Genomic DNA, 21077 nt, shown 5'->3' on the forward strand with positions numbered 1-21077 from the left:
TGGGGAAACTATAACAGAGGGGTACCGCAGTTCCAGCGCAGTTCCGGGACCACTGGCCGAACGGATGAGCCCGTTGATCGCGTTGATCGTTCCGCGCGCGTGGCCCGCCGCGGGCGCATGCAAGGAGGTGCAGGCGAAAAAAAACCGCGCAATGCATGCGCGGTTTTTCTGAAATTCTGGTCGGGGTGAGAGGATTCGAACCTCCGGCCTCTACGTCCCGAACGTAGCGCTCTACCAGGCTAAGCTACACCCCGAATTTGCTGCAGTTTCCTACTAGACTCTACGGCCCGCTTTGTCTTGTTCAAGACTGGCGCGTCGTCGAGTAAGAACATAATTCTAGCAGGCTATCTTTGTAAATGGAAGGGGGGAACGCCGAAATTGCAGCGGCGGCGGCCTGTGCCTCGGCGCGCGCGCATTGCAGCGTGTGCTCGAGCGCGCCCGAGCGCGTGATGGCCGCGAAGATTTCGTCGAAGCGCGTCGTGCCGCCTTGCTCGATCGCTTCGCGCGCGAGCGCCGCTTCCGCCGCGGTGCCGTGCTCGATCAGCCAGATGAGCGGCAACGTGGGCTTGCCTTCACGCAGATCGTCACCGGCGTTCTTGCCCATCGATTCGGGCGTGCCCGTATAGTCGAGCCAGTCGTCCATGATCTGGAACGCCGTGCCGATGCGCCGACCGTACTCGGCCGCCGCTTCCTCGGTGCGCGTATCCGCTCCCGACAGCACGGCGCCGAGCTGCGCCGCGGCTTCGAAAAGCTTGGCGGTCTTGTAGCGGATCACCTGCATGTAGCGGTCGGTGTCCACGTCGGCGTCGTGCATGTTGAGGAGCTGCAGGACTTCGCCTTCGGAGATGATCGTCGTGGCCGCCGAGAGAATTTCCATCACGCGCATCTTGCCGACGCCCACCATCATCTCGAACGAGCGCGAATACAGGTAATCGCCCACCAGCACGCTCGCGGCGTTGCCGAACAGCGCATTCGCTGTCTGACGGCCGCGGCGCAGGTCCGATTCGTCCACGACGTCGTCGTGCAGCAGCGTGGCCGTGTGAATGAACTCGACGACCGCCGCGAGCACATGGCGTTGCGTGCCGCGATCGCCGAGCGCGCCTGCCACGAGCAGCAGGAGTGCCGGACGCAGCCGCTTGCCGCCCGCGCCGATGATGTACTCGGAGATCTGGTTGATCAGCATCACCTCGGACGCCAGGCTCTGCCGGATGACACGATTCACCTGCTCCATGTCGCTGACGATGGGGGCTAGCAGGGTGGCTGCGCTCGGGGATGGGGTGGCGGTGGACGGCATGATGGCAAATATGGGTAGTGCCGCGGATTATAAGGCGAATCGACCGCATGCCGGACGCTCCCCTGCTGTTCGGGTGATGGCTCCCTCTATTTTGCCGCTGCCCGCCAGGGTGCATGCGTGCTGGCGCTATGCTGCGCGGATGACGTGTGACGCCGGTCTGACAGCATTTGCGGCGCCCGGGCGACGAACTAGCATTGGCTTTGACCTCGCAGCTAACTCTATGTATAATCGAGGGTTTCCGAGCGCGCAGTGTGTTCGGAATTACTGAAGAGTGAGGTTCTCAATGTACGCGGTCATAAAAACCGGCGGCAAGCAGTACAAGGTTGCCGTTGGCGAAAAACTTAAAGTAGAACAGATACCGGCTGACATTGACGCAGAAATCACGCTCGACCAGGTTCTCGCAGTGGGCGAAGGCGAATCGATTAAATTCGGTACGCCGCTGGTCAGTGGGGCTTCCGTCAAGGCCACCGTTGTGTCGCAAGGCCGACACGCCAAAGTGACGATCTTCAAGATGCGTCGCCGGAAGCACTACCAGAAGCATGGCGGCCACCGCCAGAACTACACCGAACTGCGCATCGACGCGATCAACGCGTAAGCGCACGCAGGTAAAGGAGCAAACAAATGGCACACAAAAAGGCAGGCGGGTCGTCACGTAACGGCCGCGACTCAGAGTCGAAACGACTTGGCGTGAAGGTGTTCGGTGGCCAGGCAATCCTCGCAGGCGGCATCATCGTTCGCCAGCGCGGCACGCGCATGCACCCGGGCCTGAACGTCGGCATCGGCAAGGACCACACGCTGTACGCGCTGGTCGACGGCCACGTCTCGTTCACGATCAAGGGCGCAGCCAACAAGCAACTGGTCAACGTCGTCCCGGCAGCAGCGGCCTGAGCCGCCAGGCTTTAGACCGCTCGCGAGCGGGCTTAAACGCGACGCGACGCAAGAAGGGCCCCGCGAAGTTTGCGGGGCCTTTTTGTTTATCTTGAATCTTTCAGGGTCCGGTTCGGGCTCCGGGCGTCGTCAGCCGTTCGGCCAGGTTGGCCAGTTCGGCCGGGGCGGGCAAAATACCGACATACACGGGACGGAGTAACGCATGAAGTTCATTGACGAAGCGAAGATCGAAGTCATCGCCGGCGATGGGGGCGATGGCAGCGCGTCGATGCGACGCGAGAAGTTCGTCCCCTTCGGCGGCCCGGACGGCGGCGACGGCGGGCGCGGCGGCAGCGTCTACGCGCTGGCCGACCGCAACATCAACACCCTCATCGACTACCGCTACACGAAGAAGCACCAGGCGCGTAACGGTGAAAACGGCCGCGGCTCGGACTGTTACGGCAAGGGCGGCGACGACATCGTGCTGCGCATGCCGGTGGGCACGGTCATCACCGACCTGGACACGGGCGAGCTGATCGCCGACCTGACCGAGCACGAGCAGCAGGTCATGGTCGCGAAGGGCGGCGCGGGCGGCCTCGGCAACCTGCATTTCAAGTCGTCCACGAACCGCGCGCCGCGCCAGAAGACCGATGGCAAGCCCGGCGAGCGCCGCATGCTCAAGCTCGAGCTGAAAGTGCTGGCCGACGTCGGCCTGCTCGGCATGCCGAACGCGGGAAAGTCCACGTTCATCGCCTCGGTGTCGAACGCGAAGCCCAAGATCGCCGATTATCCGTTCACGACGCTCGCGCCGAATCTCGGCGTGGTGCGCGTCGGGCCGAGCAAGAGCTTCGTGATCGCCGACATTCCGGGCCTGATCGAAGGCGCCGCGGAAGGCGCAGGGCTGGGTCACCAATTCCTGCGCCATCTGCAGCGCACCAACCTGCTGCTGCATCTGGTCGATCTTGCGCCGTTCGACGAAACCGTCGATCCCGTCGCGGAGGCGAAGGCGATCGTCGGCGAGCTGCGCAAGTACGACGAGACGCTCTATCAGAAGCCGCGCTGGCTCGTACTGAACAAGCTCGACATGGTGCCGGAAGACGAGCGTGCCGAACGCATTGCCGACTTCGTGAAGCGTTTCGAGTGGGACGGCCCCGTGTTCGAGATTTCGGCACTCACGGGCCAAGGCTGCGAGAACCTGTGCTACGCGGTGTTCGACTACGTCTCGGCGCACTCGGACGCGCGCCGCGCGGCCGAAGCGGAAGACCTCGCTTCCGACGTGCGCTTCCGTGAAGGACCAGGCGCGAACGCCGGGCAGCCGCAGGAGTAATGCGCCGCACGGTCCGGCGCGCGAGCCGCGCCGGCCGCGCCAAGGAAGCTTCACGCGTCATCAGTCATTTGGGAGACCGCGCAGTATGCGTTCCGTCATCGCCGATTCGCGGCGTCTGGTAGTGAAAGTCGGCTCGAGCCTCGTCACCAACGACGGGCGCGGGCTCGATCATGCGGCAATCGGCCGCTGGGCCGCGCAGATCGCGGCGCTGCGTGAGCAGGGCAAGGAAGTCGTGCTCGTGAGTTCGGGTGCGATCGCCGAAGGGATGCAGCGCCTTGGCTGGACGAAGCGCCCGCGCGAGATCGACGAGCTCCAGGCCGCCGCGGCGGTCGGGCAGATGGGCCTCGCGCAGGTGTACGAGAGCCGCTTTGCCGAGCACGACATTCGCACCGCGCAGATCCTGCTCACGCACGCCGATCTGGCCGATCGCGAACGGTATCTGAATGCGCGCTCCACGCTCCTGACGTTGCTGCGCCTGGGCGTCGTCCCGATCATCAACGAGAACGACACCGTGGTCACCGACGAAATCAAGTTCGGCGACAACGACACGCTTGGTGCGCTCGTCGCGAACCTGATCGAAGGCGATGCGCTCATCATCCTCACTGATCAAACCGGGCTTTACACGGCCGATCCGCGCAAGGATCCCGCGGCGACGCTCGTGCGGGAGGCCGACGCCGGCAAGCCGGAGCTCGAGGCAATGGCGGGCGGCGCGGGGTCGAGCATCGGTCGCGGCGGCATGCTCACCAAGATCCTCGCGGCCAAGCGCGCCGCGCATAGCGGCGCGAACACGGTGATCGCGAGCGGCCGTGAAGCGCAAGTGCTCGTGCGGCTGGCTTCCGGCGAGGCGATCGGCACGCAGCTCATCGCACGCACGGCGCGCATGGCGGCGCGCAAGCAGTGGATGGCCGACCACCTGCAGGTGCGCGGACATGTGGTCATCGACGACGGCGCCGTCCAGAAGCTCACCGCTGACGGCAAGAGCCTGCTCCCGATCGGCGTGACCGGCGTCCAGGGCGCATTCGCGAGAGGCGAGGTGATCGCGTGCCTGAACGGCGCGGGCGTGGAAGTGGCGCGGGGGCTCACCAATTACAGCAGCGCGGAAACGAAGCTCATCCAGCGTCATCCGAGCGGCGACATCGAGAGCATCCTCGGCTATATGCTCGAGCCCGAACTCATCCACCGCGACAATCTCGTGCTCGTCTGAGCGCCAGTCTTCGGCGCGCATCGCAAAAAGCAGAAAGCCGCTGTGCCTCAGGGCAACAGCGGCTTCTTTTTATGCGGATGCAGCCTGCAATGGCGTGTCGCTTATCGCACCAGCGTCGACTGCGTCCGGCCGTAGCGCAGGTTCTCGATGATGGCCGGCGCCTTGGCGACCGGCATCTTGTTCGCGCAGAAGTAGTCCTGATAAAGCCTCGACCGGTACGCATTGAGCGTGCCGTTCTCGATGCGCGACCAGTTGTTCGCGACGGTCTGGTCCCAGCCGTTGTGATCGGCGTCGAGGCTCGCGTAGAGGCGCCACTCGTAGGTGTCGCAGCGAATCCCTTCGTAGTTCACATTACGCGCGCCCGACGGGCTCGTGATGACGATCGTGTAGCGCACGACGCCGTCCGTTCCGACCGTGAGCGAAGCGGGATCGACGGCGAATTTGAGCGGCGAGTTGTTGGAAACGTCGAACGGCAACAGTTTCGCGTCGGCCTGCGGCAGCGTCGGCAAGCCTTCGAGCTTGTTCTCCTGCCATTCGCCCTTGCGGTCAAGCAGATAGACGAACGCGCTATCGTCCTTGTTCGTGGGACCTGAACTGGAGCATGCCGCCAGTCCTGACACAAGCAGCACACCGCCTGCGGCGCATGCCGCAGCAAGAGCAAATCGTTTCAAATTGGTTTTCCTCGAAGCACGGCGCCCGTCACGAACGAACTGCGCCGCGAATGCGAACCGGCGGGGCCAGGCGCATGGCGCGCCGGCCCCGCCGGTTCGGGCGTTCTTTGCGTAGGCTCAAGCCCCTTGCCCCTGCTCGTCCTGCGCAGGCTCGATGATACTCTGCGCGGGCGCGCAATCGCTTTCGATCGGCGTACGGTGCGCCGCGGCGTCCTGGGCTGCCTCGTAAGGCTCGGCGTGCACCGCGTCCGCGTGCGCCGACGTCACGATGCGCGGGTAGCGCACCTCGTGAGCCTGCGCGCCCACCCGCTCCTGGCGCGGCGAGGGCCGGCGCAGGAAGCGCGAAAGCTCCGTCAGCGCGAGCTGATAGACGTCGCGCTTGAATTCGATGACCGCTTCGAGCGGCACCCAGTATTCGTTCCAGCGCCAGGCATCGAACTCGGGATGCTCCGTTGCCCGCAGGCAGATATCGCAATCGCGCCCCACCATGCGCAGCAGAAACCAGATCTGTTTCTGACCGCGATAATGGCCGCGCACTTCGCGCTTGATGAACTTGTCCGGCACCTCATAACGCAACCAGTCGCGTGTGCGACCGACGATCTTGACGTGCTCCGGATGCAGACCGGTTTCTTCGTGCAACTCCCGATACATTGCCTGCATGGGGGTCTCACCGTACTTGATGCCCCCCTGCGGAAACTGCCAGGAATGTTCGCGAACCCGCTTGCCCCAAAACACCTCGTTTCGCGCGTTCAAGAGGATGATGCCGACGTTCGGGCGAAACCCCTCACGATCCAGCATACAACCACCTTCGAATCCTTTAAAATTGCTTTGATTATAAACAGATAACGGTCCTCACGCACCCGGCCTCCGTTACCCGGCGTCAGGAACGCTTGATCGAACGCCCGGTGGCCACGCAAATTGCGCGTGCGGGCGCGATCGGCTTCCATTCTGGCTGCCGTCATCGGCGCGGCGCACGGCAGCGTTGTCATAATGGCGGATTCGTGAACTCCTCCGTTGGTCACTTCTTCGGGCGGTCTGCACCGGGCCGCCGCTTTTGGATAATTTGAATGAAAGCCTCCCGTTTCTTTATCGGCACCCTGAAGGAAGCGCCCGCTGACGCCGAAATCGTCAGCCACAAGCTGATGGTTCGCGCGGGCATGATTCGCCGCGTCGCCGGCGGCATCTACAACTATCTGCCGATCGGCCTGCGTTCGATCCGCAAGGTCGAGCAGATCGTGCGCGAGGAAATGAACCGCGCCGGCGCCATCGAACTGCTCATGCCGGCCGTGCAGCCGGCCGAGTTGTGGCAGGAATCGGGTCGCTGGGAACAATACGGGCCGGAACTGCTGCGCTTCAAGGACCGCAAGCAAAGCGACTTCGTCATGGGCCCGACGCACGAGGAGGTCGTCACCGACATCGCGCGTGGCCAGATCAAGAGCTATCGCCAGCTGCCGGTGAACTTCTATCAGGTACAGACGAAGTTCCGCGACGAAATCCGTCCCCGTTTCGGCGTGATGCGCGGGCGCGAGTTCATCATGAAGGACGCGTATTCGTTCGATAAGGACGTCGAAGGTCTCAAGGCGTCGTACCAGAAGATGTACGACGCCTACGTGCGCATTTTCACGCGCCTCGGCCTGCAGTTCCGCGCGGTCGCGGCCGACAACGGCTCGATCGGCGGCAGCGGTTCGCACGAATTCCACGTGATCGCCGAAACCGGCGAGGACGACATCGCCTACTGCCCGACCTCGGACTTCGCGGCCAACGTCGAAGCCGCCGAAGCGCTGCCGCTCATCGCCGAGCGCGCGGCGCCGAGCCAGGCGCTCACGAAAACCCCTACGCCGGGCGCGGCGAAGTGCGAGGCAGTCGCCGAAATGCTCGGCATTGCGCTCGAAAGCACGATCAAGTCGATCGTGCTGGCGACGGACAACGACGGCGCCGAGCCCACGATCTGGCTGCTGATGCTGCGCGGCGACCACGATCTGAACGAGATCAAGGTCGGCAAGCTCGAAGGTCTCAACGGCTTCCGCTTCGCGACCGAAGCGGAAATCGTCGAGTGGTTCGGCACGCCGCCGGGCTACCTCGGCCCGCTCGAGACGAAGAAGCCGGTCAAGGTGATCGCCGATCGCACGGTCGCGAACATGAGCGACTTCGTGGTGGGCTCCAACGTCGTGGACTTCCACACCACGGGCGTGAACTGGGGCCGCGACCTGCCGGAGCCGGTCGTCGCCGACATCCGCAACGTGAAGAAGGGCGATCCTTCGCCGGACGGCCAGGGCGTGATCGACATCTGCCGCGGCATCGAAGTGGGCCATGTGTTCCAGCTCGGCACGAAGTACTCGGAAGCGCTGAACGCCACCTTCCTCGCCGAGAACGGCAAGCCCGCGCCGATGCAGATGGGCTGCTACGGCATTGGCATCACGCGTATTCTCGGTGCGGCCATCGAGCAGAACTTCGACGAGAAGGGCATCATCTGGCCTGAGTCGATCGCACCGTTCCAGGTCGTCGTCTGCCCGATGGGCATGGACCGCAGCGAACTCGTGCGCGAGCATGCCGAGCGCGTCTATAACGAGCTCGTCGAAGCGGGCGTGGACGTGATCCTCGACGACCGCGGCGAGCGCCCGGGCGTGATGTTCGCCGACTGGGAGCTGATCGGCGTGCCGCATCGTCTCGTGATCGGCGAGCGCGGCCTGAAGGACGGCAAGATCGAGTATCAGGGCCGCCGCGACACCGAAGCGACGCTGGTTGCCGCCGAAGAGGCAGCGCAGACGGTGACGCAGAAGATCCGCGCGGCACTCGCGGTTTAACGGCCGCGCGCGCGTGGCTAATTCGGCTAGATACGGTTAAGGGAGCACGGGCGCGTGGAGTACAGTTTTCTGTCCGCTACGGTCCTGCTGCTCCTCATCACCGATCCGCTCGGCAACATTCCGCTTTTCATCAGCTGCCTGCGCGGCGTTGCCAGACAGCGGCGCGCGATCGTGATCCTGCGGGAGGTCGGGATTGCGTTCGTGATCCTGCTCGTCTTCATGGTGGCCGGCAACGGCTTCCTGCGCATGATGGGGCTCACGGACACATCGCTGCGCATCGGCGGCGGCATCGTGCTGTTCCTCATCGCGCTGCGCATGATTTTTCCGCATCCGGGCGGCCCGTTCGGCAGCGCCGACAAGGGCGGCGAGCCGCTCATCGTGCCGCTCGCGATTCCCGCGCTCGCCGGGCCTTCGGCGCTCGCCACGGTCATGCTGCTCACCTCCCAGGCGCCCGGCAAGCTCTATGAATGGGTTGCCGCGCTAGTCGTGACCATGGTGATCTGCGCAATCGTGCTGGTGATGGCGGAGCGCATCCAGCAGTGGCTCGGCGAGCGCGTGGTGACGGCCTTCGAGCGGCTGATGGGCCTCGTGCTCGTGGCGATCTCGGTCGAGATGATCCTCGCGGGCATCGCCAAGTTCGTGCATCACCTTTGAGGTCTGACGCCGCCTGCGGCAGATGTCTGCGTCAACAAAAAAGCAGCCCGTGGGCTGCTTTTTTCATGGTGATCCGGTCGTTGCGGAAGCGGCCGCCGCGTCACGCGCCGTCGGTCAGCGCGCGGATAGTGGGCAGGTTGCGCCAGTAGCCCTTGGCGTCCATGCCGCAGCCGAACACATAGCGGTCCGGCACCGAAAAGCCGCAGTAGTCGGGATGCAGCGGCTTGGCCTTCGGGATGATCTTTTCGCACAGCACGGCCGAGAGGAAACGCTTCGCGCCCATGTCCATGATGCGGTCGCGAATCGCGGCCATGGTCTCGCCTTCGTCGAGGATGTCGTCGAGCACGAGCACCACGCGGTCCTTCACCGACTCGCGCGGGGCCACGCGCCATTGCATCTCGGCGCTGCCCTTGATGGCGTTGCGGTAGCGCGTGAGGTGGATGTAGTCGAACTCGAGCGGAAAGTCGAGGTGCGGCAGCAGCATGCCCGTGAACACGGCGGCGCCGCCCATCACCGACAGCACGAGCGGGAAGTCCTCGCTGATCTCGGCGCGGATGGCATCGGCCATCCGGCCGATCGACGCATTGACGTCGCCCTCCGAAACGATCTCTTCGGAGTGGCGGAAAATGTGCAGGGCTTCTTCGCGATTCATGATTCTGGCGGGCTGAGGCTGTAGCCATTGAAGTGTGGAAAATAACGGCGGCGCGCGCTACAGCATATACCCGCGAGTTTTGTCCATCACGCGCCGCGTCGAGTGGAGCCGCCGCGCGCGTGCGCGCCGTGCGGCCCGCAGGATCAGCGCATGCCGGGCATCATGCCCTTCATGCCGCGCATCATCTTCTGCAAATTGCCGCCCTTCAACTTCTTCATCATCGTGCGCATCTGCTCGTACTGGTTGAGCATGCGGTTCACTTCCTGAACCTGCACGCCCGCGCCCGCGGCGATGCGGCGCTTGCGCGTCGCCTTGATGAGCTCGGGCTTGGCGCGCTCGGCGGGCGTCATCGAGTTGATGATGCCTTCCATGCGGCGCATCTGCTTCTCGGCCTGGCCCATGTCGGCGCCCGCCGCGGCTTGCTGGAATTGCGCGGGCAGCTTGTCCATCAGCGACGAGAGGCCGCCCATGTTCTTCATCTGCGAGAGCTGCGCGCGGAAGTCGTTGAGGTCGAAGTCGCCGCCTTTTTTGACCTTGTCGGCGAGCTTTTGCGCGGCCTGCACGTCCACGCCGCGCTGCGCCTCCTCGACGAGCGCGAGAATGTCGCCCATGCCGAGAATGCGGTTCGCCATGCGCTCGGGGTAGAACACCTCGAGGCCGTCGAGCTTTTCCGCGACGCCGACGAACTTGATCGGCTTGCCCGTGATGTGACGCACGGAGAGCGCAGCGCCGCCGCGCGAGTCGCCGTCGAGCTTGGTGAGCACGACGCCGGTGAGCGGCAGGGCGTCGTTGAACGCTTTGGCCGTGTTGACCGCGTCCTGGCCGAGCATGGCGTCGACGACGAAGAGCGTTTCGGCGGGCTTGAGCGACGCGTGCAGCGCGGTGATCTCGTTCATCATCGCCTCGTCGATACCGAGGCGGCCGGCCGTGTCGACGAGCAGCACGTCGTGATAGTGGCGCTTCGCCCAGTCGACCGCCGCGGTGGCGATCTCGACGGGCTTCTGATCCGGCTGCGAGGGGAAGAAGTCGGCGCCGACCTGTTCCGTCACCGTCTTCAACTGCGCGATAGCAGCGGGGCGGTAGACGTCGCACGAAACGGTGAGGACCTTCTTCTTGTACTTCTCGCGCAGAAGCTTCGCGAGCTTGCCCACCGTGGTGGTTTTGCCGGCGCCCTGCAAACCGGCCATCAGGATGACCGCGGGCGGCGTGACGGCGAGGTTGAGTTCGGCGGCCTTGCCTTCGTAGTCGCCGCCGATCACGGCAGTCAGCTCGCGCTGCACCACGCCGACGAGCGCCTGACCCGGCGAGAGCGAGGCGATCACTTCCTCGCCCAGCGCCTTTTCCTTCACCTTGGCAATGAATTCGCGCACGACGGGCAGCGCCACGTCCGCTTCGAGCAGCGCGAGACGTACCTCGCGCAGCATCTCCTGCGTATTGGCTTCGGTCAGCCGGGCTTCGCCGCGCAGCGTCTTGACGACGCGCGCCATCCGTTGAGTGAGATTGTCGAGCATGGGGAGGCGGTGAGCAGTGCGGCCCGGCCCGCGCGCGTCAAACAGCAGCGCGCCGCGTTTCGTCGCGCTTCGGGATGTTTGCCGCGCGGCCAGGGGGCCTATAGTAAACTTCGAACATGGATATTGTACTGTATGCCCTCACCGTGCTCCTGTACGGCGGTTTGTGCGCCGCCGACTGGCGCGCGCTGCGCCGCGCGGGTGCCCAGCCGCTGCTCGGCAGCGTGCCGCCCGTACCGGTGACGGTCGGCTTGGGCGCTGACGCCCTGCGCACGCGGACATTCGGCCCGGTTTCCCGCGCGCTGCTCTTCGTCGCGCTCGCCGCGCACGGCGTGCTGCTCCATATGACGATCTTTCCCGCCAACGAGATGGTGTTCGGCTTCGCGTTCGCGTTGTCGGCGATGTTCTGGCTGGGCGCGGGCATCTATTGGATCGAGAGCTTTTTCTTTGCGCTCGACGGCCTGCGTCTGCTGCTGCTGCCTTTGGCCGCTTTCGCGGCGATCCTGCCGCTCGTGTTCGGCGGCGTGCGCGTGCTGCCCTATGCGGCCGCGCCCATGTTCAAGCTGCACTTCGTCATCGCGAACGTCGCCTATGGGCTCTTTGCGATTGCCGCGTTGCACGCGGTGCTGATGCTGGCGGTCGAGCGCCGCCTGCATGCGCTCAAGGGCGCCGGCTTCCAGCGCAACGCGAGCCAGCGTGGCGGTGGCTGGCTGTCGAACTGGATCGAGACGCTGCCGCCGCTTCTCACGATGGAAAAGCTGCTGTTCCGGCTGATCGGCGCGGGGTTCGTGCTGCTGACCGCCACGCTCGCCTCGGGCATCGTGTTCAGCGAGCAGTTGATCGACCGACCGCTCTCGCTCGATCACAAGACCGTCTTTGCGATTCTTTCCTGGCTGATGTTCGGCGCGCTCCTCACCGCGCGCAAGATCTCGGGCTGGCGCGGCCGCGCTGCGCTGCGCTGGGTGATCGCGTCGTTCGTCGCCTTGCTGCTCGCGTATGTGGGCAGCCGTTTCGTCTTCGAGGTGCTGCTGCACCGCCCCGTGGTTTGAGCCATTTGAGTGGCGTGTTCCGATGAGACAGATTCTTCTCCTCGTCCTTCTGTTCGTGGTGGGACAGTGGTTCGTCAAGGCGCTGCGCCGCGCGCAGACGCAAGCGCGTCCTTCGCAACCGGGCCAGGGCGCCGCGCGCAGCGCCAGCGGCGCGGCTGCCCGCGCGAGCGGCAAGGGCGCGCTGCCCGAGCCGATGGTGCGCTGCGCCGAGTGCGGCGTGCACGCGCCGCGTAGCGAGTCGGTGAACGTGGGTACGCGCTCGTTCTGCAGCGCCGAGCACGCACGCGCTTACGACGCGCGCACGAGCGCCCAGGACCGTCCCGCACGATGAGCGCTGCTGCGTCGACGGCTTCGCCGCAATCGCCCGCTTACGAAGTGGATGCGCAAGGCTGGGTGCCCGGCGCGCGCCACCTGCCGTCGCCGAACTTCGAGGCGCGTCCGTCCGGCGCCGTGCCGACGCTCATCGTCGTCCACAACATCAGCCTTCCGCCCAACGTGTTCGGCGGCAACGAGATCGCCGATCTCTTTCTCAATCGCCTCGACTGCGACGCGCATCCGTACTTCGATGCGCATCTGCGCGGCGTGCGCGTCTCGGCGCACTTCGTCATCCATCGCGATGGCGCGCTCGAACAGTTCGTCTCCTGCGACGAGCGTGCGTGGCATGCGGGCGCATCGAGCTTCTTCGGGCGCGAGCGGTGCAACGACTTCGCCATCGGCATCGAGCTCGAAGGCAGTGACACGACGGCCTTCGAGGCGGCGCAGTACGTCACGCTCGCGGCGCTCGTGAAGGCGCTCGTCGCGCGCTATCCGATCGAGGCGCTCGCTGGCCATTCGGACATCGCGCCCGGGCGCAAGACCGATCCAGGCCCGCACTTCGACTGGGCCCGCCTGCAACGCGATACGCAGCTCGGGGCAGCGAGCTTCCCCTATATCCAGGGGCACGACGCGCAGAACGCGACTTCATGACTCGCGCGAAGCGAAGCCAAACCTCCCTCTGTCTGCACAAGAAATAAGCATGTCCCGCGCGCGAATGCGGGCTGTTCGCGCTCTCCTCGCAGACCACTCGAAGGGCCATTCGGCGGTAAGGCCCGCGCGGCTTGGCTTGTGGTCTTGTCAAGATAGGACCAGCAAAAAAAGCCATTTGAGCGCCTCAGATCTTCCACTATACTTGGTACCCGAAACAAGGCCTCACACCATATGTTGTGTTGTACCGCGGCGCCCCGCTACACGAAGCAAGGCGCCGCGCGCGTTACCGGCATAGAAAAAAGAGAAACTTTGTACGGTGCCTTCGGCCGAGAGAACCGGCGCACCGGCTGTAATCGAGAGAGAAGGTACAGCCAATGATCGCGACATCCACGATGAAGACCGCAGCAGTCCGTGTTTCATCTGCCTTGTCGCATCCGGCAGCCTCGCCAGGCTGGTCTTTTTTCTCCGCCCGATCGAGTGTGCACACGGGGGCACGCCGTCGGCGTCCGTCTTAATCCGCGAACTCTCTTCGCACCTTTCCAGGACCTCAGGAGCTTTGCACATGCAAACGACCGATAACGTCTCGACCCGGTATGAAGGCGCGCCTGCCGCGCATGCACTGGGTGGCCAACCGCAAGACGGCCAGACGAGCGCGCAGCAGTTCGCCGACCACAAGGTGATTCGCCGCAACGGTAGCGTGGTGGCGTTCGAGCCTTCGAAGATCGCGATCGCGATGACGAAGGCCTTCCTCGCTGTGAATGGCGGCCAGGGCGCGGCTTCGGCGCGCGTTCGCGAACTCGTCGAGCAGCTCACTCAAAACGTCGTGCGTGCGCTCGTGCGCAGCCGTCCGAACGGCGGTACGTTCCATATCGAAGACATCCAGGATCAGGTCGAGCTCGCGCTGATGCGCGGCGGCGAGCACAACGTCGCGCGCGCTTATGTGCTGTATCGCGAGAAGCGCAACCAGGAGCGCGCACACGCGCCGGAAACGGCAGCGACCGCCGCGCCCGGTATCAACGTCACGGACAACGGCGTCACGCGCCCGCTCGACATGAACGCGCTGCGCGCGCTGATCGTCTCGTCGTGCGATGGCCTGGGCGATGCCGTCAACGCCGACCCGATCGTCGCGGAGACGGTGAAGAATCTGTACGACGGCGTGCCGATGAGCCAGGTCTACGACTCGGCCATCCTCGCTGCGCGCACGATGATCGAAAAGGATCCGGCGTACAGCCAGGTCACCGCGCGCATCCTGCTGCACACGATCCGTCGCGAAATTCTCGAAGAGGAAGTGACGCAAGCCGAAATGGCCATGCGCTACGCCGACTACTTCCCGCAGTTCATCAAGCGCGGTGTGGAAGCGGGCCTGCTCGACGACAAGCTCCAGCAGTTCGATCTGAAGCGCCTCGGCAACGCGCTCGACGCGAATCGCGACCTGCAGTTCGGCTACCTCGGCCTGCAGACGCTGTATGACCGCTACTTCCTGCACGTGCACGGCACGCGCATCGAAATGCCGCAGGCATTCTTCATGCGCGTCGCAATGGGCCTCGCACTCAACGAGATCGACCGCGAAGCGCGCGCGATCGAGTTCTACAACGTGCTCTCGTCGTTCGACTTCATGTCGTCCACGCCCACGCTGTTCAACTCGGGCACGCACCGCTCGCAGCTTTCGTCGTGCTACCTCACGACGGTTGCCGACGACCTCGACGGCATCTACGAAGCGCTCAAGGACAACGCGCTGCTCTCGAAGTTCGCCGGTGGTCTCGGCAACGACTGGACGCGCGTGCGCGCGCTCGGCTCGCACATCAAGGGCACCAACGGCAAGTCGCAAGGCGTCGTGCCGTTCCTGAAAGTCGTGAACGACACGGCCGTGGCCGTGAACCAGGGCGGCAAGCGCAAGGGCGCGGTGTGCGCCTACCTCGAGTCGTGGCACCTCGACATCGAGGAGTTCCTCGAGCTGCGCAAGAACACCGGCGACGACCGCCGCCGTACCCACGACATGAACACGGCGAACTGGATTCCCGATCTGTTCATGAAGCGCGTGATGGAAGGCGGCGACTGGACGCTCTTCTCGCCCTCGACCTGCCCGGACCTGCACGACAAGTTCGGGGCCGAGTTCGAACAGGCTTACACGGCTTACGAAGAGAAGGTCGCGCGCGGCGAGATCAAGCTGTTCAAGAAGCTGCCGGCCGCGCAACTGTGGCGCAAGATGCTCGGCATGCTGTTCGAAACGGGCCACCCGTGGATCACGTTCAAGGATCCGTGCAACATCCGTTCGCCGCAGCAGCACGTGGGTGTCGTCCACTCGTCGAACCTGTGCACGGAAATCACGCTGAACACCAGCGACAGCGAAATCGCCGTGTGCAACCTCGGCTCGGTGAACCTCGTCGCGCACATGGTGGAGCAGGCCGACGGCACGTTCACGCTCGACCACGACAAGCTCAAGCGCACCATCAGCGTGGCGATGCGCATGCTCGACAACGTCATCGACATCAACTACTACGCGGTGTCGAAGGCGCGCAACTCGAACCTGAAGCACCGCCCGGTGGGCATGGGCATCATGGGCTTCCAGGATTGCCTGCACGTCCTGCGCACGCCGTTTGCTTCGCAAGAGGCCGTGGAGTTCGCCGACCGTTCGATGGAAGCCGTCTGCTACTACGCGTACTGGGCGTCGACCGAACTCGCGCAGGAGCGCGGCCGCTACTCGACCTACCGCGGCTCGCTGTGGGATCGCGGCATCCTCCCGCAGGACACGCTCAAGCTGCTCGCCGAAGCACGTGGCGGCTACGTCGAAGTCGATTCGAGCGAGTCGATGGACTGGACCTCGCTGCGCGAGCGCATCGCGACGCACGGCATGCGCAACTCGAACTGCATCGCGATCGCACCGACCGCGACCATCTCGAACATCATCGGCGTGTCGCCTTGCATCGAGCCGACGTTCCAGAACCTCTATGTGAAGTCGAACCTCTCGGGCGAATTCACGGTGGTGAACGACTACCTCGTGCGCGACCTGAAGGCACGCGGCCTGTGGGACGAAGTCATGGTCGCCGACCTCAAGTACTTCGACGGCATGCTCTCGCGCATCGACCGCGTGCCGGCCGATCTACGCGCTGTGTATGCGACGGCGTTCGAAGTCGATCCGACGTGGCTCGTCGAAGCGGCCTCGCGTCGTCAGAAGTGGATCGACCAGGCGCAGTCGCTGAACATCTTCATGGCGGGCGCATCGGGCAAGAAGCTCGACGAGATCTACAAGCTCGCATGGATCCGTGGCCTGAAGACGACCTACTACCTGCGCACGATGGCGGCGACGCACGTCGAGAAGTCGACGGTTGCGCACGGCGCGCTCAACGCCGTGCCGACGGGCGGTGAAGGCGGCGGCAACGTCGGCGGCGCGTTCGGTGGTGCGTCGGGCGCATTCGGCGGTGCAGCAAGCGGCGCGACCACGATGCAGTCGGCGCCGCAAGCCGTTGAAGCTGCGCCGGAAGCAGAGGGTCCGGTGTGCATGATGCGTCCGGGCGATCCTGGCTTCGAAGAGTGCGAGGCTTGCCAGTAACCGGCGAAGAACCCCGCGCATGCTGCGTGCGGTGCAACGCCGGGCGCAGCATGCGAGGACCGAAGCCGCAGTAGTAAACAGTAGTAGATGCAACGCTGAAGCAGCCAGGCGCGCGCAACGCGCGCCACCTCACTCCCGGCGACTCGCGGCAAGCGCGTTGCCATACGCGAAGCAGGCAACAGGAAGGAATCCCTGGAGTTTCGCGCAGGGACAAGACTCAAGGCCGCGCGAGTCAGAGCGCCGCGCGCGGCAAGCAGTGAGCGGCGAGTGAAAACGCACTCGCAGCGCGAGTCAAAAGCGCGCGGCGAACACCGTCCTTCACACACGCTCTCGATGTCGCGAAGACCCTCGAAGCACGTCGCGCGTGAGATGTGAGCACGACGAATGAGTGCTCTCTACGCAGTGCTCACGCGATGCAATCGACAGGCTGCGATAACAAAGTGTTGTATCGAGGTCGCAGCGCGAATCGAAAACAGGATTTTTCGTGTGCGAACCCTTTTATCGCTCACGAAAAGATGGTACAAACCGAACTAAATTGATGGTGACATTTATGCTCAACTGGGATGACGAGATCACGGCCGTAACTCCGTCGAGCGGTGCGCAGCAAAACGCAATGCGCAACCCCGCGGGTGAGGCTGTCCAGGCTGCCCAGGTGCAGTTTGGTCTGCGTTCCGCTCCACAGGCTTCCACGGCGACCAACATCTTCGCCAGCGACTTCGCCGTTGCGCCGCCGCCGCAAGCGCCGGTCTCGACCGAAGCCCGTGTGAATGTCGCCGACAAGCGCATCATCAACGGCCAGACCGACGTGAACCAGCTGGTCCCGTTCAAGTACAAGTGGGCCTGGGAAAAGTATCTGGCGGGTTGCGCGAACCACTGGATGCCGCAGGAAATCAACATGTCCCGCGACATCGCCCTGTGGAAGGACCCGAACGGTCTGACCGAGGACGAGCGCCGCATCGTCAAGCGCAACCTCGGCTTCTTCGTGACCGCCGACTCGCTTGCCGCGAACAACATCGTGCTCGGCACCTACCGCCACATCACGGCGCCCGAATGCCGCCAGTTCCTGCTGCGCCAGGCGTTCGAAGAGGCGATCCACACGCACGCGTACCAGTACATCGTCGAGTCGCTGGGTCTGGACGAAGGCGAGATCTTCAACGCGTACCACGAGGTCAAGTCGATCCGCGACAAGGACGAGTTCCTGATCCCGTTCATCCATACGCTGACTGATCCGTCGTTCAAGACCGGCACGCTCGAAGCGGACCAGAACCTGCTCAAGTCGCTCATCGTGTTCGCCTGCATCATGGAAGGCCTGTTCTTCTATGTGGGCTTCACGCAAATTCTCGCCCTCGGCCGCCAGAACAAGATGACTGGCGCTGCAGAGCAGTATCAGTACATCCTGCGCGACGAGTCGATGCACTGCAATTTCGGGATCGACCTCATCAACCAGATCAAGCTTGAAAACCCGCACCTGTGGACCCCGGCGTTCCGTGCGGAGATCACCGAACTGTTCAAGCATGCGGTCGACCTCGAGTACCGCTACGCCGAGGACACCATGCCTCGCGGCGTGCTCGGCCTGAACGCATCGATGTTCAAGAGCTATCTGCGCTTCATCTGCAACCGCCGTTGCCAGCAGATCGGTCTCGATCAGCTGTTCCCGAACGAAGAGAATCCGTTCCCGTGGATGAGCGAGATGATCGACTTGAAGAAGGAACGCAACTTCTTCGAGACGCGCGTGATCGAATATCAGACGGGCGGTGCGCTGTCCTGGGAATAACCCGGGCGCACTGCGGTGCAAGTCTTTAGGGGTTGCCGGAGGCGGCGCGCGAGCCGCCTCGACCGGCATGATGACCAGGAGCAGGAACGCCTGATGCAAAGCGTGCCAGGAGCCCAGGTGGCTCACCTACGTGCAAGGCACTTTGCGAACCCTTCAGAGGGATGGGCAAACTTCCCCCCGGAAAAGCGCGCAGGCTTCGCGAGTGGTGAGGCCGCCGCTTTCAACGAACGTTGTCCGGTGTCGGCAGCCGACGCCGGAATGACCTGGCGCGCTGTGCCTCGTGGCACGGTGCGCCTTACCGCATTCATTAGCGTAAGCGCGCGGGATCAGCGTACGCCGATGAATAGCCCGCTTCGCAGCGTGCGCCGTGAGAAGCGTTCGCGGGAAGCGGGTTTTGACGAAGGGTGTGGTTTGAACTGACTCTCATCTGAACCTGAAGGAGAAAAAAATGGCTACTGCCAAGAAGAAACCGGCGGCTAAGAAGGCCGCAGTGAAGAAGGTTGCAGCGAAGAAGGCAGCTCCGGCGAAGAAGGCCGCGGCCAAGAAGGTCGCCGTGAAGAAGGTTGCAGCGAAGAAAGTCGCCGTGAAGAAGGTTGCTGCGAAGAAGGCAGCACCGGCGAAGAAGGCCGCAGCGAAGAAGGTTGCAGCCAAGAAAGTCGCTGTGAAGAAGGTTGCTGCGAAGAAGGCAGCACCGGCGAAGAAGGCCGCAGCGAAGAAGGTTGCAGCGAAGAAGGTTGCAGCCAGGAAGGCGCCTGCGAAGAAGGCTGCTGCCAAGAAGGCAGCACCGGCGAAGAAGGCCGCAGCGAAGAAGGTTGCAGCCAAGAAGGCGCCTGCGAAGAAGGCTGCTGCCAAGAAGGCTGCGCCTGCGAAGAAGGCTGCTGCCAAGAAGGCTGCCAAGAAGGCGCCTGCGAAGGCTGCCGCTGCCGCGCCTGCTGCCCCCGCTGCGCAACCGGCCGCGCCCGCAGCAACGGTCAAGACTGCCCTGAATCCGGCCGCTGCATGGCCGTTCCCGACCGGCAGCCGTCCGTAAGCAGTACGAGACGAAGCGCGCCCGCTACGGCGTTTGCGTGCTTCGTTGGCCGGGCAAGGCGGCAGGATGCGCAAGGCCCGGTCCCGATCCCGTCGCAGGGTTGCCCGCGGCGGGATTTTTTTCGTCTGGACTTCGTAACAGTTGGGCGTTTTCGCGCCGCGCGCGGGCATGAAAAAAGGCGCATGCACAGGGGAGCACATGCGCCTGAGGTTCCGCATCCGGCGCGAGGCGCGCCACTGCGGTACAGGGGAAAGCGTTAGTGTGTGATGCGCGTGACGCCGCCGCTCGACAGCAGCCGCACGCGGTCGCCGGCGTTGAAGACCTCGCCGGTCGAAGTTTGTGTGATGGCGCGGTAGTCGCCGTTGTCGAGGCGCACCGTGATCTCGAGGCCGTCGCGCATCGCCACGCCGTTCTCGACCGCGTTGCCGGCAACGGCGCCGGCAATGCCGCCGATGATGCCGGTGACGATCGAGCCCTTGCCGCCGCCGATCGCGCTGCCAGCCACCGCGCCGAGCGCGCCGCCGCCGATCGCGCCGAGTCCGCTAGGCTGGCCGTTGTTCGAACTGATCTTCACCGCGCGCACGCTCTCGACCGTGGCCATGCGCACCGACTGCTCGCGCTGCGCCTGCGAGGCCGTATAGACATCGGCGGAACTGCTGTTATAAGCGCAGCCCGACATCGCGAGCGACCCCGCGATCATGGCTGCAACAATCAGACGACTTGTTATTTTCATTCCCGTAGCTCCAATGGGCGCCGCGGCGCCCGCGTTCAGTTCGGCAGTTCGTAGCCGAAGGCCTCCTTGAACCGTTCGTTGATCTGCGCCCGCGTGGGCGCATAGTTTTGCGGACCGAGATGCTCGATCTTGAGCGCGCCCATCAGGCTCGCGAGGCGCCCCGTGGTTGCCCAGTCGAGGCCGTTCTCGATGCCATAGAGCAGGCCGCCGCGGAAGGCGTCGCCGCAACCGGTCGGGTCGAGCACACGGGCGGCCTTGACCGGAGGAATCTCCTCGATCTTGCCGCTGTGGTAGATCTGCGAGCCGTGCTCGCCGCGCGTGACGATCAACGCGTCGACATGGCTGGCGATTTCGTCGAACGACCAGCCGGTGCGATGGCTGACGAGATTGGCTTCGTAGTCGTTGACCGCTACGTAAGTAGCAAGTTCAATGGCGCGCCGCAAAGACGCCCCATCGAAGAGCGGCAGACCCTGGCCCGGATCGAAGATGAACGGGATGCCGGCCTTCGCGAACTGCTCGACGTGCTGGACCATGCCATCGAAACCGTCCGGCGCGACGATGCCGAGCTTGATGCCGGGCGCCTCGTCGGCGCGATTCAAGTGCGACTGCATCATCGCGCCCGGGTGGAACGCGGTGATCTGGTTGTTCTCGAGATCGGTCGTGATCATCGCCTGCGCGGACCACGTGTCGTCCAGTACCCGCACGTGCGCTTTCGAGAGACCGAGCTTGTCGAGGTGTTCGATGTAGGGCTGCGCGTCGGCGCCGCCGAGCGTCGCCATGATGCGCGCGTCGCCGCCGAGCAGATGCAGCGAGTACGCGATGTTGCCGGCGCAGCCGCCGAATTCCCGGCGCATCGTCGGCACGAGAAAGCTCACGTTCAGGATGTGCACCTGCTCGGGCAGGATGTGCTCCCGAAAGCGACCTTCGAAAGTCATGATGTTGTCGTAGGCGAGCGAGCCGCAGATCAGCGTAGCCAAGGCGGGAATTCCTGTAG

The 21077-nt window shown here is 64.3% G+C and carries 20 protein-coding genes and 1 tRNA gene; 13 read left to right on the plus strand and 8 right to left on the minus strand.

Going from position 1 to position 21077, the window contains the following annotated elements; all coding sequences use genetic code 11:
• Positions 1 to 177 precede the first annotated feature (177 nt).
• Together BMI01S_RS23110 and BMI01S_RS23115 are read right to left on the minus strand one after the other, a co-directional pair.
• Positions 178 to 254, minus strand: a tRNA-Pro gene (locus BMI01S_RS23110).
• 47 nt (positions 255 to 301) lie between these two features.
• Complete coding sequence (locus BMI01S_RS23115) at positions 302 to 1294, minus strand: polyprenyl synthetase family protein (RefSeq protein ID WP_028214052.1); 993 nt, start codon at positions 1292 to 1294, stop codon at positions 302 to 304.
• Between the two features lie 283 nt (positions 1295 to 1577).
• Between BMI01S_RS23115 and rplU the strand changes: the two genes are divergently transcribed.
• The 4 genes from rplU (at position 1578) to proB (ending at position 4692) form a co-directional block, all read left to right on the plus strand.
• Positions 1578 to 1889: a 50S ribosomal protein L21 gene (gene rplU / locus BMI01S_RS23120; RefSeq protein WP_007180329.1), complete on the plus strand. Its 312-nt coding sequence runs from the start codon at positions 1578 to 1580 to the stop codon at positions 1887 to 1889.
• Between the two features lie 26 nt (positions 1890 to 1915).
• Complete coding sequence (rpmA, locus tag BMI01S_RS23125; protein ID WP_028214051.1) at positions 1916 to 2182, plus strand: 50S ribosomal protein L27; 267 nt, start codon at positions 1916 to 1918, stop codon at positions 2180 to 2182.
• Positions 2183 to 2384: 202 nt separating this feature from the next.
• Positions 2385 to 3488 (plus strand): Obg family GTPase CgtA, encoded by a 1104-nt coding sequence (gene cgtA / locus BMI01S_RS23130; protein WP_028231734.1) that lies wholly within the window; start codon positions 2385 to 2387, stop codon positions 3486 to 3488.
• An 85-nt stretch (positions 3489 to 3573) separates the two neighbouring features.
• Positions 3574 to 4692 carry a glutamate 5-kinase gene (gene proB, locus BMI01S_RS23135; protein WP_028231733.1) on the plus strand — a complete coding sequence of 373 codons (1119 nt, stop codon included), beginning with the start codon at positions 3574 to 3576 and terminating at the stop codon, positions 4690 to 4692.
• Between the two features lie 101 nt (positions 4693 to 4793).
• On the opposite strand, the gene BMI01S_RS23140 is transcribed toward proB, so the two are convergent.
• Entirely contained in the window at positions 4794 to 5363 is a 570-nt protein-coding gene (locus BMI01S_RS23140) for a CNP1-like family protein (RefSeq protein WP_028214048.1), read from the minus strand.
• Between the two features lie 117 nt (positions 5364 to 5480).
• Entirely contained in the window at positions 5481 to 6161 is a 681-nt protein-coding gene (locus BMI01S_RS23145) for an RNA pyrophosphohydrolase (protein ID WP_028214047.1), read from the minus strand.
• 269 nt (positions 6162 to 6430) lie between these two features.
• On the opposite strand from BMI01S_RS23145, the gene BMI01S_RS23150 reads away from it, so the two are divergent.
• Together BMI01S_RS23150 and BMI01S_RS23155 are read left to right on the plus strand one after the other, a co-directional pair.
• On the plus strand, positions 6431 to 8167 hold the full coding sequence (locus BMI01S_RS23150) for a proline--tRNA ligase (RefSeq protein WP_028214046.1): 1737 nt from the start codon (positions 6431 to 6433) through the stop codon (positions 8165 to 8167).
• A gap of 54 nt (positions 8168 to 8221) precedes the next feature.
• On the plus strand, positions 8222 to 8821 hold the full coding sequence (locus BMI01S_RS23155) for a MarC family protein (RefSeq protein WP_028214045.1): 600 nt from the start codon (positions 8222 to 8224) through the stop codon (positions 8819 to 8821).
• A gap of 100 nt (positions 8822 to 8921) precedes the next feature.
• Here the strand turns inward: BMI01S_RS23155 and BMI01S_RS23160 are convergent, their stop codons facing one another.
• Both BMI01S_RS23160 and ffh read right to left on the minus strand, forming a co-directional pair.
• Complete coding sequence (locus tag BMI01S_RS23160; RefSeq protein WP_028214044.1) at positions 8922 to 9473, minus strand: hypoxanthine-guanine phosphoribosyltransferase; 552 nt, start codon at positions 9471 to 9473, stop codon at positions 8922 to 8924.
• Positions 9474 to 9616: 143 nt separating this feature from the next.
• Positions 9617 to 10984: a signal recognition particle protein gene (ffh, locus tag BMI01S_RS23165; protein ID WP_028214043.1), complete on the minus strand. Its 1368-nt coding sequence runs from the start codon at positions 10982 to 10984 to the stop codon at positions 9617 to 9619.
• A gap of 116 nt (positions 10985 to 11100) precedes the next feature.
• On the opposite strand from ffh, the gene BMI01S_RS23170 reads away from it, so the two are divergent.
• The 7 genes from BMI01S_RS23170 (at position 11101) to BMI01S_RS44055 (ending at position 19350) form a co-directional block, all read left to right on the plus strand.
• Positions 11101 to 12030 (plus strand): cytochrome C assembly family protein, encoded by a 930-nt coding sequence (locus BMI01S_RS23170; RefSeq protein ID WP_028214042.1) that lies wholly within the window; start codon positions 11101 to 11103, stop codon positions 12028 to 12030.
• A gap of 22 nt (positions 12031 to 12052) precedes the next feature.
• Positions 12053 to 12361 carry a PP0621 family protein gene (locus tag BMI01S_RS23175; protein WP_028231732.1) on the plus strand — a complete coding sequence of 103 codons (309 nt, stop codon included), beginning with the start codon at positions 12053 to 12055 and terminating at the stop codon, positions 12359 to 12361.
• Entirely contained in the window at positions 12358 to 12996 is a 639-nt protein-coding gene (gene ampD, locus BMI01S_RS23180) for a 1,6-anhydro-N-acetylmuramyl-L-alanine amidase AmpD (protein ID WP_042290715.1), read from the plus strand. The genes BMI01S_RS23175 and ampD overlap by 4 nt, the downstream gene beginning before the upstream one ends.
• Before the next feature lie 562 nt (positions 12997 to 13558).
• Positions 13559 to 16546 (plus strand): ribonucleoside-diphosphate reductase subunit alpha, encoded by a 2988-nt coding sequence (locus BMI01S_RS23185; RefSeq protein WP_028231730.1) that lies wholly within the window; start codon positions 13559 to 13561, stop codon positions 16544 to 16546.
• A gap of 550 nt (positions 16547 to 17096) precedes the next feature.
• The gene (locus tag BMI01S_RS23190; RefSeq protein ID WP_028214038.1) at positions 17097 to 18320 is read left to right on the plus strand and encodes a ribonucleotide-diphosphate reductase subunit beta; all 1224 of its coding nucleotides are present in this window, start codon (positions 17097 to 17099) and stop codon (positions 18318 to 18320) included.
• A gap of 93 nt (positions 18321 to 18413) precedes the next feature.
• Positions 18414 to 18740 carry a hypothetical protein gene (locus tag BMI01S_RS43140; RefSeq protein WP_081723486.1) on the plus strand — a complete coding sequence of 109 codons (327 nt, stop codon included), beginning with the start codon at positions 18414 to 18416 and terminating at the stop codon, positions 18738 to 18740.
• Positions 18741 to 18768: 28 nt separating this feature from the next.
• Positions 18769 to 19350 (plus strand): histone H1-like DNA-binding protein, encoded by a 582-nt coding sequence (locus tag BMI01S_RS44055; protein ID WP_028214037.1) that lies wholly within the window; start codon positions 18769 to 18771, stop codon positions 19348 to 19350.
• A gap of 256 nt (positions 19351 to 19606) precedes the next feature.
• On the opposite strand, the gene BMI01S_RS23200 is transcribed toward BMI01S_RS44055, so the two are convergent.
• Complete coding sequence (locus BMI01S_RS23200; protein WP_028231729.1) at positions 19607 to 20083, minus strand: outer membrane lipoprotein; 477 nt, start codon at positions 20081 to 20083, stop codon at positions 19607 to 19609.
• A gap of 35 nt (positions 20084 to 20118) precedes the next feature.
• The gene (locus BMI01S_RS23205; protein ID WP_028231728.1) at positions 20119 to 21060 is read right to left on the minus strand and encodes a carbohydrate kinase family protein; all 942 of its coding nucleotides are present in this window, start codon (positions 21058 to 21060) and stop codon (positions 20119 to 20121) included.
• Positions 21061 to 21077: the final 17 nt, after the last annotated feature.

Source organism: Paraburkholderia mimosarum LMG 23256 = NBRC 106338, assembly GCF_000739815.1.
Classification (GTDB): Bacteria; Pseudomonadota; Gammaproteobacteria; order Burkholderiales; family Burkholderiaceae; genus Paraburkholderia; species Paraburkholderia mimosarum.